Below are 20,158 nucleotides of genomic sequence, written 5' to 3'. Positions count from 1 at the left end.
CCTTCTGCAGCCTGAGAATGGTCAGCGATTATGAACGGCTGTTTTATCAACCCATTGTTCATCGCCTTGAAACCCTATTGGATGATAATGCCAGGGAGGCCGCCACCCTGGCATGTCAGGAAAACAGGCTTCGCACCCGGTGGAAAGATATTGTCATCGGGCTGCCTTCCCAGAATGCCAAAGGGCCGTTTCGCACCGGTGATGTCTTCCAGGTAACAGTGGTGGTGGGGATGGGGGAATTAACCCCGGAAGAACTGTTTGTGGAACTTTATACCGGACACATGAAATCAGTGGATACCCTCCAGGGAATTCACACCATTCCCATGACCCTGGCCGAAGCTCTGGGTAATGGAAATTATCGTTACACCTGTGAGGTCCCCTGCAGTTTTTCTGGGCGATTTGGTTTCACGGTAAGGACCAGGCCCGAAGGGGATGATTACATGAAATCTCTGCCCGGTCTGATCACCTGGTCTTAGGGCGATTATATCCGATTAAATCCTTTAACCCTCCCCATTGAAATCTGCCCCATTTTCTCCCCCCCCGGAAGGTTTTCGTGGGGGGACGACACCCGTCGCAGAAATATTTTTCAGCGCTTGAATTATTTAGATTTATAACGTAAATTTAACATACGCGGAATTGATTGCAAGGCTCTCGGCACACGCAGGAGGATATCGCAAATTCTCAAGTTACAGGCAATTCTGTTTAAATTCAAGCCTTTTGAACGTTCCCAGTAATTTGAACGCTCCCAGTAAAGGGGAATCATATCATGTCGCATCAAGCCCCGAAGGATTCTGAACGAACCCATGGCCGCGCTGGCCACATCGTTGTATTCACCTTACAAAAGGATACTGCAAAGGTTCTGGGTGTTATCCCCGGACGGCAGAAATACGTTTCTGCGTTACGGGTGTTTCTGCTGTTTGTGTGTTTGTTTTCATTGTGCGGTGGCAATGCGCTGGCGGACAATAGCATAAAAGGACCACGGATCATCCGCGTGGGAGCCTACGAAAATCCACCGAAAATTTATACCGATGAGGCCGGGGAAGTTGTGGGATTATTTCCGGATGTCCTCAATTATATCCTCCAGAAAGAAGGCTGGGAGATTCATTATATCCATGGTAGCTGGACGCAGTGTCTGGATCGCCTGGAAAAAAATGAGATAGATCTCATGGTGGATGTGGCCTATTCCCAGGAGCGGGCCAGAAAGTATCTGTTTTCCCACGAAACCTTCCTTGTCAACTGGGCCACGGTTTATACCACCGCAAATCAATCCATCACCTCTCTTATTGATCTCAATGGTAAGAAAGTGGCTGTCATGAAAAACAGCGTCCACACCGAAGGGATGGGTGGCATTAAGCAACTGGCGCTTAATTTTGATATGGACTGTACCTTTGTGGAGGTGGATACCTATACCCGGGTGTTTGAACTTTTATCCAGCAATGAGGTGGACGCAGGTATTGTCAACCGGATTTTTGGTTCCCTGGCTTCCCAGTCCTATGATGTAATAAAAACCCCCGTTATTTTTAATCCAAGGCACCTTAAATTTGCCTTTCCCAGGGATTCTGCCCTTGCCCGGTCCTTGATTGAAGCGATAGACCCACGTCTGTATGATCTTAAAAAAGATCCCGGCTCCATTTATAATAAGGCACTGTCTGTTTATTTGTCCGGCCTTCCAAGGGAGTTGATTTTTGCCCCGCCGGAAAGGCCCAGGGCGGTGACTGTGGTGCCGCTGACTCCCCAGGAAAAGGCATGGATTCGGGAATACCCCACCATTCGTATCGGCATTGATCCTGAGTTTGCACCCTTTGAATTCATCGGCCCTGAAGGTGGGTACAACGGCATTGCATCGGATTATTTGAATATTCTGAAACAACGGCTGGGTCTTGACGTTGAGATGATGAAAAATTTGACCTGGAAGGAGGCAATGGAAAAGGCTCAGAACAGGGAGATAGATCTGTTGCCCTGTGTCGGTATCACCCAGGAGAGAAAGAAATTTTTTAAATTCTCAAAGCCTTATATTAATTTTCATCGTGCCATTATCACCCGCACCGACACGGCTTTTCTTACTGGACTGAGCGATATTGAAAGCATGAAAGTGGCCATTCAGAAGAACACTTCCCACGAAGGCTATCTGCGCGAACACTCCTCCATTGAGCCCCTCCTTTATGACACCCTTCAAAAGGCCCTGCTGGCGGTTTCAAACGGTCAGGCCCAGGCGTTTGTGGGTAACATTGCCTCCACAACCTATTGGATTCGAAAGCTGAACCTCACCAACCTCAAGGTGGCTGCCCCGGTTACCCAGGATACCCAGACCCTGCATTTTGCCGTGCGTGAGGACTGGCCGGAGCTGGTGAGTATCATCAACAAAGGCCTCTCTTCCGTTACGCCGGAGGAAGAAAATCATATCCGTAATCGCTGGATCAACATTGAATATAAACCTGGGATTGCCCCACGGGTTGTGTGGGGCTATCTTTTACAGATATCCGGGCTTGCCCTTGTCATTTTCATGGTGATTCTGGTGTGGAACTACAAACTGAAAAAGGAGATTCAAAAACGTATTGAAATAGATAAGAAGTTGTCCGAGGCCAACAGAAATCTTAAAAAACTGGACCAGTTGAAAAGTATGTTCATTGCCTCCATGAGCCACGAACTGCGAACGCCTTTAAACTCCATCATCGGATTTACCGGGGTGATCGTCCAGGGCATGACCGGCCCGTTGAACGATAAACAGAAGGATCACCTGACCCGGGTTTACAACTCCGCCCGGCATCTGCTGTCCCTGATTACAGATGTCATTGATATCTCTAAAATTGAAGCGGGCAGAATAGATGTGTACCCGGAAGATCTGCTTCTTTCAGAGATTGTTGATGAGGCCGTCATTAACATCGAACCACAGCTGAAGGCCAAACAGCTGAAACTTCTTCAATACATTCCCCGGGATCTGAAATTACACACCGATAGAAAACGGCTGCTGCAGTGCATCATCAACTACCTGAGCAATGCCGTTAAATTCACCGAAACCGGCAGTATTACACTCACTGCCGGAAGGTGCGGTTCAAGACCTTCAGGGGAAATATCCCAGAGGCCCACTGAAGGTATTTCTGAAAACAATTGTGGCGATAACCCGGATGAAAGGATGGAAATCCTGGTTACGGATACAGGGATTGGTATTCCTGAACGGGATCATCCCAGGCTGTTTGAAGCCTTTGAACGATTGGATTCTCACCTGCGGATCAAGTCGGGGGGGACGGGCCTTGGCCTTTATCTGACCCGGAAACTGGTCACTGAAATTTTGGGTGGTGACATTGTATTCCAGAGTGAAGAAGGCAGGGGGAGCACCTTTGGATTTGTGATTCCCATCACACTTGTCGGGGGAAATAACCAATGAAAAGAGCACTCGTGATAGAAGACAATGATAACAATATGGAATTGATCACGTTTATTCTGGAATCCAATAATTACGACACCATAAGAGCTGAAACAGGACAGGCAGGGATAGACCTTGCCATCCGGGAACGACCCGATTTTATTATTCTGGATATCCAGTTGCCCGATATCATGGGAACCGATGTCTTAAAGCAAATCCGCGCCTCGGAGATCGGTGATACCATCCCTATTATTGCCATGACCTCCTATGCCATGGCCGGGGATCGGGAAAAACTGCTGGGTGCCGGATGTGACGGCTATATTGAAAAACCCATTGATCCCATCATGGTCATGAAACAGATCGAAAAGGTGATAGGAGTCTGTGGATGAAAATTCTCATTGCGGAAGATAATGAAGATTCCCGGATTTATCTGGAGACATTGCTTGCGGCAAACGGCTACCAGGTGGAAAGTGCTGAAAATGGAAAAATTGCCCTGGCATTGGCCATGCGCCAGGCCCCGTCTTTGATCATTTCCGATATTCTCATGCCTGAAATGGATGGGTATGCCCTGTGTCGAGCCGTCAAGTCCGACGAGAAGCTGCGGTGCATTCCTTTTGTATTTTATACCGCCACTTATACCGATCCCAAAGATGAAAAATTAGCCATGGATATTGGTGCTTCTCGATTTCTAATCAAGCCCATGGAGATCGATCCCTTTCTGATGGAGATCAAAACCCTGCTGGAAAATCATGAAGCAGGAAAACTGCAGGTACCGGAGACCCTCCCGGAAAATGGATGGGAATTTGGCAATGCTTACGCAGGGGTGCTTGCCAGAAAACTTGATCAGAAAGTGCGTGAACTGGACAAGGAAAAGCAGCAGATGGCAAGGGTGCAGGAGAGTCTGCAGCAGGCCCAGAAAATGGAGGCCATCGGTACCCTGGCCGGGGGAATTGCCCATGATTTTAACAATATATTGACCCCCATCATCGGGTATACTGAAATGACACTGCTGGATTTGCCCCAGGGCTCCAGGGGACATGATAATTTACAACAGGTACTGGCGGCGGCCCACAGGGCCAGGAAGTTGGCCCGGCATATCCTCACGTTCAGCCGCCACACGGAAGAGGACAAGGAACCGGTATTGCTCCAGGACTTGATTAATGAATCTTTGAATCTCCTGCGGGCCACCATTCCCTCCACCATCGAAATTCGAGAGGCCATTGATCCCCATTGCCATGCCGTGACTGCCAATGCCACCCAGATGCATCAGATTATGATGAACCTGTGTACCAACGCTTACCATGCCATGCGTGACACCGGGGGAATCCTGGCGGTTTCCCTTTCGGAGATGGACGTCACCCCTGATAATTACATGACGGTTCTAAACTTACAGCCGGGAAAGTACCTGAGGCTTGAAATCAGTGACACCGGTACCGGCATTGACAAGGATAAACAGGACCGAATTTTTGAACCCTATTTTACCACCAAATCCAGGGATGAAGGTACTGGACTTGGGCTGTCGATGGTCCATGGTATTGTCACCAGCCATGGCGGGCATATTTCCGTGTACAGCGAGCCGGGAGAGGGTACTGTGTTTCACGTTTATCTTCCTGTCGTGGAGAATGAAAGGGCCGCGCCATCCCCCTTGTCTTCCCGGCCGGTTTCCGGTGGAACCGAGCGGATTCTGGTGGTGGATGACGACGAGATCATCGGAAATATGGAAAAGGCCCAACTGGAACGTTTCGGTTATCAGGTGACCGTTGCCGGCAATGGAAAAGAGGCCCTCGCTGTGTTCAGGGAAAATGAGCATGCCATTGATCTGGTGATTACAGACATGACCATGCCCCATCTGACAGGTGCGGAACTTGTCCGGGAACTTCGAAAGATCCGTTCAGCGCTTCCCATTATTCTCTGCACAGGATTCAGTGATCTCATTGATAAAGAGAAAGCCCTTGACTTGGGAATTGAAAAATATCTCATGAAACCGGTGGGTATTCAGGATCTGGCCAGGGCGGTTCGGTGTGTCCTGGATCAAAAATAGGCTAGTGGTTCAGCAGATCTGCAGGTCGTCTGGTCGTTTCGCCCCCATCCCAAGTGCTCCCATGTGTGATGAATCCCTTTGCTGATATTGATTACAAGATCGATCCGTCATCATAATTACCTGTCCATCCCTGATAAGACCCTGGAATGAAACGGGGGGGCATCTCAAATGATCTAAGTTCAAAATCCATTCTGAAAGTCAACTTATCATATCCGATTTACCTTTACCCTTCCAGCCATCTTCAATTTAACAGCCTTTTCAACATAACCTACGTGGCTGTATCCATCAGGCAATAGTAAAAATGAGATCTCCATGATTTCAGACTGTTGGACGGAGTTTTATATAGACTTCCATGCCGGTCCGTCAACACAACGAAGAATGAAAATGGTATTATGCCTTCCCCACGGCCATCCGGTTCGGCCCGGGAGCGTTGGGACACTTTTGCCCTGCTGGTTTATATCCCAGGAGCTGCGGGCAGGTTTTTTTCAAACATTCTGCTCCCCACCCTTGAATGGTCGATTTTGTGATCAAGCCCATCAAGTTAAAGGATACCGTTATTGTCAGCCTGTTTTTTTTGTTTGTAAATGAACATCTGTGTTGTAAAATGAAAGTATAATATTGCCAAATGCCCGGGGCAATGCTAATGAACACAGAAGAATTGATTTGTTTTTTCAAGTGATTAATCCTGAATATGAAACATGTTGTATTGTGAATAGTACTCTTTTAATGCTTCGCTGTGTCTGTCAGGACATGTGAGTTTCTATTAGAAAATAAGATTTCCGAGTATCCTCAGCAGAGCCCCCCCGACGGGCAATAGGAACCGGCCAATTGAGCCGTCTACGGTTCCGGCCCGGGTCCATTGCCTGTCTGGGGACGGCATGAAGGCATTTTTAATATTCGTTGTGTCCGGCAGGACATGCCTGTTTATATGAAAAAGAAGGTGCTGGGTTTTGGGTGCTGGGTGCTAACAGCAACTATTTTTTCATTATTCGTTGTGGCAGGTGTTTACTGCCATGTATGTTTATATGAAAAATGGAGGGAAAAAAGTGGAAACCGAAGTATTAATCATCGGGGGCGGGGTAACCGGCACCGGCATTGCAAGGGATCTTGCCCTGCGGGGGATTGTCTCAATTCTGGTGGAAAAGTCAGATATCAATGCCGGTGCATCCGGCGGGAACCATGGGCTTCTCCACAGTGGTGCCAGGTATGTGTCCAATGACATGGAAAGTGCTAAAGAGTGCATGGAAGAGGGACGGATACTCAAACAGACAGCCCCCCACTGCATTGATGACTGCGGGGGAATGTTTGTGGCCCTGGAGGGGGATGATGAAAACTATGTGGCTGATTTCCCAGGCTTCTGTGAAGAAAGCGGGCTTGCCAGTCATTTTTTGAGCCCGGAAGAAGCCAGGGAACTGGAGCCGGAACTTTCTTCAAAGCTCATTGCCGCCTGTGCGGTGGAGGATGCGGCCGTTGATCCTTTTATGCTTTCCCTTGAAAACATGGCCCATGCAAAACAGCTGGGGGCAAAACTGTTATGCCACACCCGGGCTGTGAAATTCATCCTGGGGAGTCATAACATTGAAACTGTGCTGTTGGAAGATACCCGGTCGGGCAGGTCTATGAAGGTGCATCCCCGTGTGGTTATCAATGCCGGTGGTGCCTGGGCCGGATACATTGCTGCCATGGCCGGGGCCTCTTTACATATTTTGTGCTCCATGGGAACATTGCTGGTGACCCAGTCTCGGATTACCAGCGGGGTGATAAATCGCCTGCGCCCCCCTTCCGATGCGGACATCCTTGTACCCGGGGGCACGGTGTCCATCATCGGCACCACTTCCCGGAGGGTGGATAATCCTGATTTTATTGCTCCCACGGTGGCGGAAACCGATCTAATTGTGTCCCAAGGGGCTCAGATGATTCCGTTGCTTGAGAAGGTGAGATATATCAGGGCCTATTCCGGAGTTCGCCCCCTGGTGGGATCTGAAGCCAACGGATCTGATGACAGAAACGTTAGCCGGGGCTTTACCTTGTTGGATCATGGGGAAACCGGGGTTCACAATTTCATTACAATTACAGGCGGAAAACTCACCACCTTTCGATTGATGGCGGAAAAAGCTACAGACATGGCCTGTGGGAAACTTGGCAATAAAAATTCCTGCCTTACTCGCACGGAACCCTTGCCCTCCACCATGGAAGGCAAATGGACGGAACCGGGACTGGCACCGAAGCGCTGGATGGCCAAGCCCCATGGCGAGACGGACAAGCTGCTTTGCGAGTGTGAAATGATATCTGAAAAAACCATTGATGATATTGGCTGTGAGTTGAAGAAAAATAATGAAATCCCTGATTTATTAAATATCGGCAAGCGCAGTCGCCTGGGTAAGGGGCCCTGTCAGGGGGCATTCTGCAGTGTTCGGGTGCTGGCCCACATGTATGACAAGGGGGCATTGACCGGCACCCATGGCATTGATGATATCAAGGCCTTTCTCAATGAACGATGGAAGGGGCAGTTGCCCATTTTCTGGGGAGACCAGCTCATCCAGGCCGAACTCACCGAAGCCATGCACTGTGGATTTTTTGATCTTGAATTGGCAGGTGATCATGACAATGGATAATCAAACGGATATCAAAACAGACATTCAGGCAGATCTCAGCATCATCGGCACCGGCATGGCTGGTCTTTCTGCAGCCCTGTTTGCCCTGGATCAGGGCCTTAGCGTGGTGCTCACGGGGAAAATCAGTTCCATTCATTTTGCCACAGGACTCATGGATCTCATGGGTGTGTATCCCCCGGGATATCAATGGGATGATCCTTTTGCCGCCATTGATCGAATTAGAAAAGAGGTGCCAGAGCATCCCTATGCCGCCATTTCCAATGAAGACATTGATAAGGCTCTGGGCAGGGTGCAACAGTTTCTGGGTGCTCAGGGGCTTCCCCATCGACGTAAAAGAACCCGGAATGTAGATATCATCACCTCCATGGGAACCCTGAAAAAAAGTCATCTGATTCCCCTTTCCATGTGGCAGGGGGTGGCGGTTCTGGAAAGGCGCCTGCCCACACTACTTGTGGATTTTACCGGACTGAAAATATACAGTGCCCGTCAGATTGTGTCAGCCCTGGGGGCGGACTGGAAGGGCTTGAGGGATGCCACCATTCAGTTTCCAGGCATGGAACTCATGGAAGAGGTCTTTCCAGAGCATATGGCAAGATCCCTGGATGTTGCAACGAATGTGGAAATACTTGCCCGGAAGGTTTTACCCCTGATAAAAGATTCAAAAGCCGTGGGTTTTCCTGCCCTTCTAGGCATGTATGTTTCGTGTAAAACCATCCGTACCCTGGAACGCCTGCTGGGTGTCACAGTTTTTGAAATTCCCACACCGCCGGTATCTGTGCCCGGAATTCGGCTCCAAGAGCTGTTTTTAAAGGGCCTTCAAAAAAATGATGCCTTGCTTTCTTTGCCAGAAATGGTAAAAAGAGTTGAGAGTTTTTCCAATGGAACGTACAGAATAACTGCCGGAGAATCCGGGACTCTCAAGCGAATAGAATCAAAGGGTGTCATCCTTGCAACGGGACGATTTCTGGGAAAAGGATTGACGGCGGAACGTACCGGCATCCGTGAAAGCCTCATGGGGATTCCGGTGGTCCAGCCCGGGGGAAGAGACAAATGGCACAATGCCCATCTGTTTGATCCCCTGGGACATCCGGTAAATCGTTCAGGTCTCCAGGTTGACAGGATGTTTCGACCATTGACAGAGACATCAATGCCCTTTTCTCCAGGCCTGTTTGCTGCAGGCTCAATTCTGGCTCACTGTGACTGGACCCGTTTGAAGTGCGGGTCGGGCGTCGCCATTGCAACGGCCCATGCCGCAGTCAGGGCTTTTTGTAAAAGGTATAAGTGATTGATACGTTTTTTTAGGTTGTTATTTTCAAAACTGTCTGGGAAAAAAAGTGAACACCCTGTGGACGAAACCGGTTCTCCAGATCCTGCGCCCGTCGTCCACCATCAGAAGACCTCTGAGATAACAGCCGGAATATCTGATCCGGCATCAGATGCCGTGCCTTCTGAACCGGCCCCGGCCCCGGCTCCAGCTCCGGTTCGTCGCCCCCCCCGCCCCAGAAAACCCCCATGGTCCCTGGACGCATTTCAGGTTCCCCCCATGGAAGGAAAATCGCGTTTCCATGACTTTAGACTTCCCTTGAGTCTCATGCACGCCATTGCAGATTTGAAATTTGATTATGCCATGCCGGTGCAGGCGGAGGTCCTTCCCCATGCGCTGGAGGGAAAGGATGCCACGGCAGAGGCCCAGACCGGAACGGGAAAAAGTGCGGCATTCCTGGTGAGTATTTTTACGCGGCTGTTGCGAAATCCCCTTCACGGCAAGCGGGAAAAAGGCACCCCCCGGGCCCTGATTCTGGCCCCCACAAGGGAGCTGGTCATTCAGATTGAAAAGGATGGTAAAGACCTTGCCAAATACACCCCCCTTCGCATGATTTCTGTGTTTGGGGGGATGGATTATCGAAAACAGCAGGATATGCTCATCAATCGCCATGTGGATGTGGTGGCTGCCACACCGGGCAGGCTCATTGATTTCATGGGCCAGAAGATCATCAATCTGAAAAAGGTGGAAATTCTGGTGCTCGATGAGGCCGATCGCATGCTGGACATGGGGTTTCTGCCCGATATCCGTCGGATTATTTATGCCACCCCCAACAAAGATCAGCGTCAGACCATGTTTTTCAGTGCCACCTTAAGTCCTGAAATATTGCGTCTTGCCTCCCAGTGGACAAAGGATTCGGTTAAAATAGAAATCAGCCCGGACCAGGCGGCCTCGGAACGCATCAACCAGAAGGTTTACATTGTCACGGAATCTGAAAAATTTGTACTGCTTTATAACCTTATTCACGGGGAAAACCTGGAACGAGTGATTGTGTTTGTCAACCGAAGGGATACCACAAGACGGCTGGCCCATAAGTTCAAGGAATACGGTCTGGACGGGGATATCCTCTCCGGTGAGGTGTCCCAGGCCCGCCGGGTTAAGACCCTGGATGCCTTTAAAAATGGACGTATAAAAATCCTTGTGGCCACGGATGTGGCGGCCAGGGGGCTTCATATAGAGGGGGTCAGCCACGTGATCAACTATGACCTTCCCCAGGAACCAGAGCATTATGTGCATCGCATCGGCCGTACCGGTCGTGCGGGTGCAGACGGTATTTCTGTGAGTTTTGCCGATGAGAACAGTTCTTTTTATATTCCGGCCATTGAAGCGGTGCTCGGGGAGTCACTGGTGTGTGAGTATCCCGATGAGGAGATGCTTGCAGCCCTCCCCAAACCCATGAAGATCCGGGTGGAGCGTCCCGAGAATGCCAGAAAACGTTCTGGTTCTTCATCTTCCCGGCGACCCTCCCGGAACACACGATCCAGGAGGCGACGTCCCCCAGCCTCAGGGAAAAAGAAAACGATCTGAACTTGACACCTTGAAACCATTTGTTATAAAAGGATATCTTACTTCAGTGGCGGACCGAGCCCCTGCCTGGTGCCGGATTTTTCATAAAAATCCCGGGATCTTTAAACCTTAAGATCCGTACCACTTGAGCAGTTTTTTTTAATGACCTCAATGGTTGAGGTGGCATCGTAGAAAACCTTTGAGAGATACGTAAAAGAAGGAGTTGAACATAATGTTTGGTTTGGGAATGCCTGAGATCTTTTTGATTCTGGCCATTGCATTGATGGTGATTGGTCCTAAAAAATTGCCCGATGTGGCAAAGACCCTGGGACGCGCCATGGGAGAATTTAAAAAAGCGGCCCAGGACTTTAAAAAAAGCATGGATGTGGAAAGTACCATCAATGAGTTCAAGGAACCGGCCATAACCGTTGCCGATGATCTTAAAAAAGCCGCTGACGTCATAAATCCCCTGTCTACACAGGCAGATGGTACACCCCTGGAAAAGGCCAAAGCCCCTGAATCTTCTGTGCCAGGGACAGCTGATTCAGAGAAAAAGACAGAAAGAAAGACCGTTGAGGCATCTCTGGATCCCTTTCCTGCCAAGGAAGTACCCCTCTCCGGGGATTTGTCTGCCGATGATGATACCCCTCCCATGAAACAAAATAAGGATGAAAAGGGAATATGACCCTGGAAGATGATAAAACACCCTTCACCGACCATCTTACCGAATTAAGGGATCGTCTGGTTCGATGTTTCATTGCCGTTGGGGTGGGCTTTGTTGTTGCCTATTGCTTTAAGGAAAAACTCTTTGATCTTCTCATGGCTCCCCTGGTAACGGCCATGGGTGAAAATCAGAAAATGATTTTCACAGGGCTGCCCGAGGCCTTCTTCACCTACCTGAAGGTGGCGCTCCTGACCGGTATTGTTGCGGCGGTGCCGGTTCTGTTTTATGAATTCTGGATGTTTGTTTCCCCAGGACTCTATCGTCAGGAGAAAAAGTTTCTCATCCCGGTGGTGCTGCTGTCCATTTTCTTTTTTGCCGTTGGTTCAAGCTTCGGCTATTTCATTGTATTTCCCTATGGATTTCAGTTTTTCCTTGGATTCGCATCGGAAACCATCCAGGCAATGCCATCCATGAAAGAGTATCTGGGATTTGCCTCCAAGATGCTTCTGGCCTTTGGTTTTGTTTTTGAATTGCCCTTGGTCATTACCTTCATGGCACGTATGGGCCTTGTTACAATTGACTTTTTGACTAAAAATCGTAAATATGCGGTGTTAATTTTCTTTACCGGATCGGCCCTGATCACCCCCCCTGACGTCGTGACCCAGATTATGATGGCCATTCCCTTGATGATTCTTTATGAGATCAGTATTGTGGGGGCCAGGGTGTTTCAGAAGAAAAAAGCATCTGATGATGAGGACGAGGACGAAGAAGAGAACAACAAAGATGATGAAAAAGAAGCGTCCTGAGGGGCTTAGATTCTTATTTCTGATTTTCGTGTTATTTTGGCAAGAGAATCAGAAAACCTTTTTGGTTCTGACTTGTTCAAGTTAGGATGTCAGACCTTATTGATTTATCCGTTATCAAACCCGGACGGCTTGATTCGATGGATATCGCCCCTGGGAAATGGTAAATTGAAAAATGCTGACTCCCTATGGTACATGCGGGCAGTTACTGTGTAAGTTAGTCGGAGTGCCATGGGGTATTCCGCGTTTTTTTATATGAAACCTGGCCCAACACAAATGACCACAGTGGGCTGGCGTTTCAACCTTTGTTGTGGCAGGCAGCATACTGCCATGTGGGTTATAATGAAATATTGCAAAAGGAGTGTACGTGATGAAGAACAGAAGGCTTTTAACATCTTTGATGGCCGCAGTAATGGCAGTTCTTTTTGTGTCTGTGGCGGTGTATGCCGGCACACAGGCTGCAGAAAAAATGACCATGGAGACCAAAGGCTATGCCAAACACACCAAGGGGCTGGTGACCTTTTCCCATAAGGTGCATGCTGAAAAATATGGTATTGCCTGTGGTGAATGCCATCATGATGACAAAGGTGCTCCTCTGGCCCTGAAGGGTGGCGAGGATGTTCAGGGTTGCGTGGCCTGTCATAAAGAGACCGGCAAGGCGCCCAAGGGCGAAAAACTCAGCAAAAAAGACAAGATCATGAAGTATCACAAAGAGGCACTCCATGCCAATTGCATCGGCTGTCATAAGGATCATAATAAAGAAAAAGGTTTAAAGGCCAAAGACCCCAACGCCGCTCCCCAGAGCTGCAAGGACTGTCATCCCAAAAAAGGTTGATTGGAAAGTCGCGGGTAACATAATAAAAACGGCTTTGGAAAAATAAAAAGGGCTTTTGCACATCATGGTGCAAAAGCCCTTTTGTTATTGGTATATGCAGGTTTATTTGGCCTATGGGAATTGTGTGGTGTCAAGCCCAGATGGAAATTGTGGCGTGAATTAGAAAGGACTGATTTTATATAAATTTGTGATGGTCGCTTCTTTAAGAGGGAATCGTAATAAGGGATTAAGAATCTGGGGTGATGTTTCGATTTTTGTAGAGCAGGGCCTGTTTTACCATGGCATGGGACCAGAATGAGGCACAGGATGAAAGGGTATGGGTATAGGTGCCAAACACGTTGTATCGGCAGAAGCCATCTTTTTTATCAATGATTCCTTTGCCCCTTTCCATGGAAAAGGCCATTTCATTTTCCTGGTACTCAATGTCAATTACGTGGGAATACCTGAATTCGTGTCCCCGGATCACCGTGTCTTTTTCAAAGAACGGGTTTTCCTGGATGACCCTTACCTGTGTGTAGCCGTGTCCCACAGGGCGTTTGGAAAGGCCAAAGGATATGGGTAAAATGTCCGCCATGGGGTATGTGACACCCGCCAAGGTGAGGCTTTTACCAAGGAAGATCAGTCCACCGCATTCGGCATATATGGGCAACCCTTTCATGGCAAGGGATTTAAGCTGATTTCGAAAGCTTTCATTGTTGGCAAGTTGTGCGGCGTGGGTTTCAGGAAATCCGCCTCCCATATAAATGGCATCCACCGGGGGCAGATGGCCGGATTTAAGGGGGCTTATAATCTGAAGGATGGCCCCGCTTTCTTCCAGGGATTCCAGGTTGTCCGGATAATAAAATTGAAATGCAGAATCCCGGATAACACCGATGGTGGGCCGCTGTTTTTTTGAAAGGGGGCGGTGTATCTGGGGCTGAGTTTCGGTGATAAGCGCATCCGCAGGTGAAAAGCAGTGCGTGTCTTTTGAGGCAGAAATGGCTTTTCCCCGGCAGTGTTCACATAGAATCTGGGCTTCATTACTAGGGGCTGAAACATCCATGGCAGGGGTGTGGTGGGTTTGAGATGCCTTCAGGCATGCGCGGTAAAGGCCATCCAGATCAATGTATTGCCTGGCCATCCGGGCCGCAGCCTTGATGGATTCCAAGGCCAGTTCATGTTCCGCAGAGGGCACAAGGCCCATGTGTCTTTCCGGGAAATCTTCGGCCTTAAGTTTGGGGACGGAGCCGAACACCGGGAGATTGCAGAATTGTCTGATATTGTCTTTCACTTTGTTCTCATGACGTTTGCCCGCCACCCGGTTGAGAATCACCCCCATGATGTTGACATGGGGATCAAAGTGAATACACCCTAAAAGCAGGGCCGCCATGGTGCGGGTGCTCTTGGTGCAGTCCAGTACAAGAATGACGGGAAGGTTGAGAAGTTTGGCGATTTCTGCGGTGCTGGTGCGACCCTGTATGTCAATGCCGTCATACAGCCCTCGGTTGCCTTCTATAATGGCAATATCTGCAAGGAGTGAGTTTTTTCGGAAGGAGTATTCTGCCTGCTGGGTGGAACACATGAAAGTATCAAGATTGTAACAGGACCGGCCAGCTGCTTTGGACAGCCAGCCGGCATCAATATAATCGGGCCCTTTTTTAAAGGGGGCAATTTTAATACCGATATCTCGCCATGCAGCGGCAACCCCAAGGGAGATAACGGTCTTACCGTTTCCACCTCGGAGTCCGGCGATTACAAGGCCGGGTATTTTTTTATAATGATACTGCATGGACAGGTAAATCCCGGTATGTTATATCAATCTTCGCCTTCTGATCCGGCCTGTTTGCCTTGCCCTTTGAGACCATACATGGTGGTACTTCCACTGGACCAGAACTCCAGAATTTCATGCTCCACCATTTTGTTAACCACTTTTTTGATGGCTCTTGGTTTGTCATCGGGAAAAAGGGCATAAAAATCTTTGATGTAGAATTTGGATTTGCTTTTTGATTTTTTGGTCAGAAAATCAACAACTGCTTTTTCTGCAGCTTCTGTATTGTCGAGAAGATCACTCATGGTATTTCTCCCTAATTGTTATTGAATACTCCCTAATAAAATTTTTCTGGGCTTAAAGTCTGGGCTCAGGCTTATGCTATGGGGCTTTTGATGATCTATGTTCATCATGCTGCCCCTTTATGGGGATAAAAGCACAATAACAAAAGCCTGACCCCCGTTTACCTCGAAAACTAAAATCATGGAGTAAAATGTAATAGCCGAAGTGCCATTTAAAGGATATAAAGGCACCCCGGCTGAAATCTCATTCAGTTTCTTTTAATCCGAATTCGGATATTAGAACTTGAACTGAGTGGACTGACGCCAGGACAGGTATGCCTGCTGACGGAAATCATCAATGAGATGATGGGTAAAATCAAGTTCGCATACCTCAAAGAATTTTTCCCATCCGATTCTGTCTGCCCAGTCACCAAGACGCTCATATTTGTTAGCGCCGTTGCTGTAGGCATTCACCATCTTTTTGATGGCATCGGTCATTGAAGGCCAGCGGGGCATCTCGTTGGGAAGGAATGCCACAACAACCTTGGAGAACTTGGGATCGGAGATTCTGTTGGAAACCTTTCCGCCGGCCATGAGAACAATACCGTCACCCTGGGTATCAGCAAGGGGGAGGGAGGGGCACATGGTGTAGCAGTTACCGCAAAACATGCAGCGTTCGCTCTTAACATCAACGGATTTTACTTCGGTACCATTGTCCAGGGTCACCTTGGCCGGCTTGATGGCTGCGGTGGGGCAGGCAGCGATAGCCAGGGGGATTTCACACAGTTTGTCAAGGTATTCATGGTCAATCATCGGGGGTTTTCTGTGATATCCCAGGATGGCGATATCAGAGCAGTGAACCGCACCGCACATGTTCAGGCAGCAGGCCATGGAAACGCGCAGTTGGGCGGGAAGTCTCATGTCCTGGAAGTCATCAAACAGCGCATCCATGGTGGCCTTAACCGTACCGGAAGCGTCTGTTGCAGGGGTATGGCAGTGAATCCAGCCCTGGGTATGAACGATGTTGGTGATACCGGCACCGGTTCCGCCGATGGGGAACTTAAAGCTGCCGCCAGCAAATTTACGGCTCTTGAGGTCATTTTTAAGGGGTTCCACTTTATCCTTGGAATCCACCATGAACTCAATGTTGTTACGGGTGGTGAACCGCAGATGACCGTCACAGTGCTTGTCTGCAATTTCGCAGATTTCGTTGATGTGAGTGGTACTCATGAGACGTGCCCCACCAACTCTTACGGTGTAGATCTCGTCTCCGGACTCGGCCACATGAACCAGAACACCAGGCTCCAGAATCTCATGGTGAGACCATTTGCCCTTGTTCTTTTTAATTACTTCAGGATAAAACTCATCATATTTTCTTGGACCGATGTCGGTGATCCTGTTTTCCATCGGTTTGGCTGGATTGTAACCAGATGATATAAATGCCATTATGGGTCTCCTTCCTTATCTCAGATGGTGTTTTCTGTATTCAACCACGTCACGTTCCCAGCCACCGTCAACCTCATCCTCTTTCCAGAAGATGTAGGGGTTGGTTCTCGGATATGCTACGTGCTGGGGAACGGCTTCGATTCCGGTAACTTCAAGAAGTTTCTGGAATCCCTGACGCATGATCAGCTCACCAAGTCTTTCACGGTTTTTGCCTTCTTCCATCCACCAGTCCCAGATACTTTCAATGACCTCTGTGATGGCTGCATAGTCATCATCGGGATTGACTTCAACAAAGGGAACCAGCAGAGAACCCATCTGAGCACCGTCAAGGATGGGTGCCTTTGCACCGACGAGGATGGAGCATCCTCTGACATCACCGATTTTCAGTGCGCGGGGCATGGTATTGATGCAGTGCATGCAACGGGTGCAGTTGGCGTTGTCAATCTTGAGCTCATCGCCTTCCATCCACATGCATTTGGTGGGGCAGAGGTTAATGACTTCTTTTTTGATGTCAAACGGACCCCAGTCCTTGCTGCCTTTGAAAGCACCGGCATTGGCGGGATAGGCAGGATCGTTGGCAATGTACTTGGCAACGGCGGCCTGGTCAATTTTGATGTCGTCTTTCCAGGTACCGATGAAGGACATGTCGGAACGGGCGATGGATGCAACACAGCCGTTGGGGCATGCATCAAATTTGAATTTAAACTTGTAGGGGAATGCCGGACGATGCAGCTCATCCTGATACTCATTGGTCAGGAAATGACAAAGTGCGTTGGAGTCGTAGCAGGCATACTCACACCGGGAAGAACCCAGGCAGTCAGCGGGGGTTCTCAGGTTGGAACCTGATCCACCGAGATCCTGGTTCAGATTGTGGGTCAGCTCATAGAAAACTTCTTCCAGCTGGGGAGTAGTGGTACCAAGGAAAATGATATCACCAGTTGCGCCGTGCATGTTGGTGATACCGGAACCTCTCAGATCCCACAATTTGGTCAGGGAACGCAGGTAATCCGTGGTGTAGTATTTACCGCAGGGCTGGGCAACACGCATGGTGTGAAAGTGCTCAACGCCGGGGAACAATTTGGGCTGATCGCAGTAACGACCGATAACACCGCCGCCATAACCGAAAACACCAACGATTCCACCGTGTTTCCAATGGGTACGACCATGTTTGTAAGAAAGTTCTACAACACCAAGAAGATCGTCTACGCAATCCACTGGAATCTGGAACTCAACACCTGCTTCATTCTTTGCTCTGACTTCGGCCTGCTGCTTCAGGTCAGAGACAAAACTCGGCCATGGGCCAGATTCCAGCTGGTCCAGAAAAGGAGTTTCATGTTTTGCCATTTACTTACCTCCGTTAAAAGTTAAATTACATTCGCTTGATCAAGTGTCTATTCCCTCTTAAGTAGAGATTATAGATCGGTTTTCAATCAATTGTCATGCTTCACAGCTATCTTAATATTTGATGATCCAATGGGATCATCCGGTTTCTTTAAAAGCACAGTGTATTAAATTATTAGTGCTCCTATAAGATTTTCACACCACCTTGTCAATAAAAAAGCGGTTTTTTCCCATGGTCTCCATGGTGTGGTACAGGGATTCGACATGAGAATCTAAGTTCTTTTGTATAAGTTTGCCTTCCATTTCCGGTTGGGGATGGGCATTTAAAATCAATGTGAGAATGTGTTTGAAGTCCCCGGTATCAAATTGTAGTAGAAATTGGGTAAATTTCGTCTGAAGTGCCTCCTGGCTGTGGCCGTTAACGGTTTTATCTGCCAGTGCCCGGAAAAAACCGGTCAGGGTTGCGTGAACTGTATCTGCAGGGAGAAAATGATAGCGGCCGGTACCATCAATTCTGTCAATGCGCATGCGTAATGACAGATTTAGCAGAAAAAGAAGCAGTCCCTGAAAAATGTCTTCCATATTACGCTTTTCCGGGGGCTTGTCAATATCAAACAGGGCGCTGTATCCCCGGACGGTGATGAGCTTTGCGTCCATAGTGCCATTGATCTCCCGGGCGATAAAGTCGCCGGCTGCGTGGTGCCATGGAAAAATCTGTTCAAAGGTGATGGGGTTATAAAATGAGCTGAGAATTTGTGCGGCGTTGCTGTAAAGCTCAAAATGATGAGTCTTTGCCATAGTTATCTGGGTGCCATCGGATTGCCACAGCGCTATGGGCAGGGGGTCTTCGCGGGAATCCGTGACGTGGAACTCCTGATATCCGACAAACCAGTGGGTCAGAAAAAAACCCACCATTTTTCCATTAAAAGAAAGCCTGGTCTGTGCAAAGACAGCGGGTAATGGTGATTCCGGACGGGGTAAGGGGACAAGTTGAGCCAGACAGCCGCATTCCGTGTCCATGAGGTCCAGACCCTGGTGGGAAATGGCGGCGTTGAGGGCAAAGATTAATGGGGGGTGATGGCTGGCAAGAGATACTTCCACCCGGGCAGGGTGGTAAAAAGCCCCATGTTTTTCAAGGAAAATAGCAATTTTTGACACCTGTTCTTCTGTCATCTCCCGCTGAAGATGAAAGGCAGCTCCCTTTTTCAGGGCGGCCATCTTGTTCTGGAACAAGAAATCAGTGGCACACTTAAAGTAATCACCAATGGTGAAGGAGCAAGTATCCGAATTTTCCGGATCATTCTGCCCGCCGTTCAAGGGGGTGTGCCACAGATGGTTTTCCGGGCCCATGGGTTCTGTAAGCCCGGATATATAATAGGAACATCTGTTTTGTTCTTGTTTCATCTATTTCCTGTGAGGGGCAAGCTCTGCTTTGAGTGCTTCAGGGACTTCATAGCCCAGGGATATGGCGATGTCACAGTGTTCTATGGCCTTTTCATACTCTTTTTTTTGAAGATATCCCACACTCAAGTTGTTGTGGGCAATGGGGAATTCCGGTTGGATTTTCACAGCTTCAAGGTTGGCCTTGATGCCTTCGTCCAGAAGTCCTTTCATGTAATAGGCATTGCCAAGAGTGGTAAAGGCCTGCACAAATTTGGCATTGTGAACCACTGCCTTGCGCAGATTTTTAATGGCAGTATCTATTTTTTCCTGGTCTTCTTCCGGATTTTTACCATCCACCAGCTGAAGCAGCACAAAGCCGATGTTGCCATAGCCTTCGGCAAAGCCTGCCCGGGCCTTTACGGCATATCTGTTGTATCGAAGGCAGCCTTCCACATCTCCCCGTTGCAGGCAGATGCCGCCCAGAAGCACATAGGCTTCGGCAAGGTTAGGGCTGCATTCCACGGCGTCGTGCAGGGCTTTTTCCGCCTCGTCGTATTCCTGTTTTCCCATGAGGGCCACAGCAAGGTTATAGTGGTTGTTTCCGCATTCTGTGTTGTCTGTAATCTGGGATTTGAGTTGGTCAATATAGCTATCTGAATCGGAGGGCTTTTGTGGGTTTGTCATGTGGTATCCTTAAATTGTTTGCATGCAATGATCCCTGGCGGTGTTTTTCAGGCGGACCATTTGTCTGTTTCTTATTCGAATCAACCGGCCCGGGCATATGAAGGCAGCCGACACCGATGGCATT

General features: G+C 48.8%; 16 protein-coding genes and 1 pseudogene. 10 read left to right on the top strand and 7 right to left on the bottom strand.

The genetic code is table 11. The annotated features are described in order from the left end of the window. From ACYQ2M_RS06850 to ACYQ2M_RS06835, 4 genes and pseudogenes are all read left to right on the top strand, one after another. Window positions 1–476, top strand: a pseudogene (locus tag ACYQ2M_RS06850) (alpha-glucan family phosphorylase); the annotation flags it as partial. A 290-nt stretch (window positions 477–766) separates the two neighbouring features. Continuing rightward, window positions 767–3,385 (top strand): transporter substrate-binding domain-containing protein, encoded by a 2,619-nt coding sequence (locus ACYQ2M_RS06845; RefSeq protein ID WP_459915582.1) that lies wholly within the window; start codon window positions 767–769, stop codon window positions 3,383–3,385. Beyond that, window positions 3,382–3,753 carry a response regulator gene (locus ACYQ2M_RS06840; protein ID WP_459915581.1) on the top strand — a complete coding sequence of 124 codons (372 nt, stop codon included), beginning with the start codon at window positions 3,382–3,384 and terminating at the stop codon, window positions 3,751–3,753. Before ACYQ2M_RS06845 ends, ACYQ2M_RS06840 begins: the two co-directional genes overlap by 4 nt. After that, on the top strand, window positions 3,750–5,405 hold the full coding sequence (locus ACYQ2M_RS06835) for a response regulator (protein ID WP_459915580.1): 1,656 nt from the start codon (window positions 3,750–3,752) through the stop codon (window positions 5,403–5,405). The genes ACYQ2M_RS06840 and ACYQ2M_RS06835 overlap by 4 nt, the downstream gene beginning before the upstream one ends. Window positions 5,406–5,795: 390 nt before the next feature. Here ACYQ2M_RS06835 and ACYQ2M_RS06830 read toward each other — a convergent pair whose 3' ends face one another. Then, the gene (locus ACYQ2M_RS06830) at window positions 5,796–6,080 is read right to left on the bottom strand and encodes a hypothetical protein (protein ID WP_459915579.1); all 285 of its coding nucleotides are present in this window, start codon (window positions 6,078–6,080) and stop codon (window positions 5,796–5,798) included. 371 nt (window positions 6,081–6,451) lie between these two features. Between ACYQ2M_RS06830 and glpA the strand changes: the two genes are divergently transcribed. The 6 genes from glpA (at window position 6,452) to ACYQ2M_RS06800 (ending at window position 13,152) form a co-directional block, all read left to right on the top strand. Next, entirely contained in the window at window positions 6,452–8,020 is a 1,569-nt protein-coding gene (gene glpA, locus ACYQ2M_RS06825) for an anaerobic glycerol-3-phosphate dehydrogenase subunit GlpA (RefSeq protein ID WP_459915578.1), read from the top strand. Continuing rightward, on the top strand, window positions 8,013–9,305 hold the full coding sequence (glpB, locus tag ACYQ2M_RS06820; RefSeq protein ID WP_459915577.1) for a glycerol-3-phosphate dehydrogenase subunit GlpB: 1,293 nt from the start codon (window positions 8,013–8,015) through the stop codon (window positions 9,303–9,305). Before glpA ends, glpB begins: the two co-directional genes overlap by 8 nt. 60 nt (window positions 9,306–9,365) lie before the next feature. Further along, window positions 9,366–10,871 carry a DEAD/DEAH box helicase gene (locus ACYQ2M_RS06815; RefSeq protein ID WP_459915576.1) on the top strand — a complete coding sequence of 502 codons (1,506 nt, stop codon included), beginning with the start codon at window positions 9,366–9,368 and terminating at the stop codon, window positions 10,869–10,871. 211 nt (window positions 10,872–11,082) lie between these two features. Beyond that, window positions 11,083–11,535, top strand: a complete 453-nt coding sequence (locus ACYQ2M_RS06810; RefSeq protein ID WP_459915575.1) for a twin-arginine translocase TatA/TatE family subunit — start codon at window positions 11,083–11,085, stop codon at window positions 11,533–11,535. After that, on the top strand, window positions 11,532–12,320 hold the full coding sequence (gene tatC / locus ACYQ2M_RS06805; protein WP_459915574.1) for a twin-arginine translocase subunit TatC: 789 nt from the start codon (window positions 11,532–11,534) through the stop codon (window positions 12,318–12,320). Before ACYQ2M_RS06810 ends, tatC begins: the two co-directional genes overlap by 4 nt. A gap of 367 nt (window positions 12,321–12,687) precedes the next feature. Beyond that, window positions 12,688–13,152 carry a cytochrome c3 family protein gene (locus ACYQ2M_RS06800; protein WP_459915573.1) on the top strand — a complete coding sequence of 155 codons (465 nt, stop codon included), beginning with the start codon at window positions 12,688–12,690 and terminating at the stop codon, window positions 13,150–13,152. A gap of 226 nt (window positions 13,153–13,378) precedes the next feature. Here the strand turns inward: ACYQ2M_RS06800 and ACYQ2M_RS06795 are convergent, their stop codons facing one another. The 6 genes from ACYQ2M_RS06795 to ACYQ2M_RS06770 form a co-directional block, all read right to left on the bottom strand. Continuing rightward, window positions 13,379–14,920, bottom strand: a complete 1,542-nt coding sequence (locus ACYQ2M_RS06795; protein ID WP_459915572.1) for a cobyrinic acid a,c-diamide synthase CobB — start codon at window positions 14,918–14,920, stop codon at window positions 13,379–13,381. Between the two features lie 26 nt (window positions 14,921–14,946). Continuing rightward, a complete protein-coding gene (locus tag ACYQ2M_RS06790) occupies window positions 14,947–15,204 on the bottom strand; it encodes a dissimilatory sulfite reductase D family protein (RefSeq protein WP_459915571.1) in 258 nt (85 codons plus the stop codon). 273 nt (window positions 15,205–15,477) lie between these two features. Next, complete coding sequence (gene dsrB / locus ACYQ2M_RS06785) at window positions 15,478–16,626, bottom strand: dissimilatory-type sulfite reductase subunit beta (RefSeq protein ID WP_459915570.1); 1,149 nt, start codon at window positions 16,624–16,626, stop codon at window positions 15,478–15,480. A 15-nt stretch (window positions 16,627–16,641) separates the two neighbouring features. Continuing rightward, window positions 16,642–17,970, bottom strand: a complete 1,329-nt coding sequence (dsrA, locus tag ACYQ2M_RS06780) for a dissimilatory-type sulfite reductase subunit alpha (RefSeq protein ID WP_459915569.1) — start codon at window positions 17,968–17,970, stop codon at window positions 16,642–16,644. Window positions 17,971–18,162: 192 nt separating this feature from the next. Then, a complete protein-coding gene (locus ACYQ2M_RS06775) occupies window positions 18,163–19,371 on the bottom strand; it encodes a hypothetical protein (protein WP_459915568.1) in 1,209 nt (402 codons plus the stop codon). After that, window positions 19,372–20,034: a tetratricopeptide repeat protein gene (locus ACYQ2M_RS06770; protein WP_459915567.1), complete on the bottom strand. Its 663-nt coding sequence runs from the start codon at window positions 20,032–20,034 to the stop codon at window positions 19,372–19,374. Window positions 20,035–20,158 lie beyond the last annotated feature (124 nt).

This window comes from Desulfocicer niacini, from assembly GCF_054657595.1.
This window is presented reverse-complemented; position numbering and strand designations above follow the sequence as displayed.

Coding starts and splice junctions, on each gene's coding strand:
- ACYQ2M_RS06845 (WP_459915582.1), top strand. CDS start 767: ATGTCGCATCAAGCCCCGAAGGATTCTGAACGAACCCATGGCCGCGCT.
- ACYQ2M_RS06840 (WP_459915581.1), top strand. CDS start 3,382: ATGAAAAGAGCACTCGTGATAGAAGACAATGATAACAATATGGAATTG.
- ACYQ2M_RS06835 (WP_459915580.1), top strand. CDS start 3,750: ATGAAAATTCTCATTGCGGAAGATAATGAAGATTCCCGGATTTATCTG.
- glpB (WP_459915577.1), top strand. CDS start 8,013: ATGGATAATCAAACGGATATCAAAACAGACATTCAGGCAGATCTCAGC.
- ACYQ2M_RS06810 (WP_459915575.1), top strand. CDS start 11,083: ATGTTTGGTTTGGGAATGCCTGAGATCTTTTTGATTCTGGCCATTGCA.
- tatC (WP_459915574.1), top strand. CDS start 11,532: ATGACCCTGGAAGATGATAAAACACCCTTCACCGACCATCTTACCGAA.
- ACYQ2M_RS06800 (WP_459915573.1), top strand. CDS start 12,688: ATGAAGAACAGAAGGCTTTTAACATCTTTGATGGCCGCAGTAATGGCA.
- ACYQ2M_RS06795 (WP_459915572.1), bottom strand. CDS start 14,920: ATGCAGTATCATTATAAAAAAATACCCGGCCTTGTAATCGCCGGACTC.
- ACYQ2M_RS06790 (WP_459915571.1), bottom strand. CDS start 15,204: ATGAGTGATCTTCTCGACAATACAGAAGCTGCAGAAAAAGCAGTTGTT.
- dsrB (WP_459915570.1), bottom strand. CDS start 16,626: ATGGCATTTATATCATCTGGTTACAATCCAGCCAAACCGATGGAAAAC.
- dsrA (WP_459915569.1), bottom strand. CDS start 17,970: ATGGCAAAACATGAAACTCCTTTTCTGGACCAGCTGGAATCTGGCCCA.
- ACYQ2M_RS06775 (WP_459915568.1), bottom strand. CDS start 19,371: ATGAAACAAGAACAAAACAGATGTTCCTATTATATATCCGGGCTTACA.
- ACYQ2M_RS06770 (WP_459915567.1), bottom strand. CDS start 20,034: ATGACAAACCCACAAAAGCCCTCCGATTCAGATAGCTATATTGACCAA.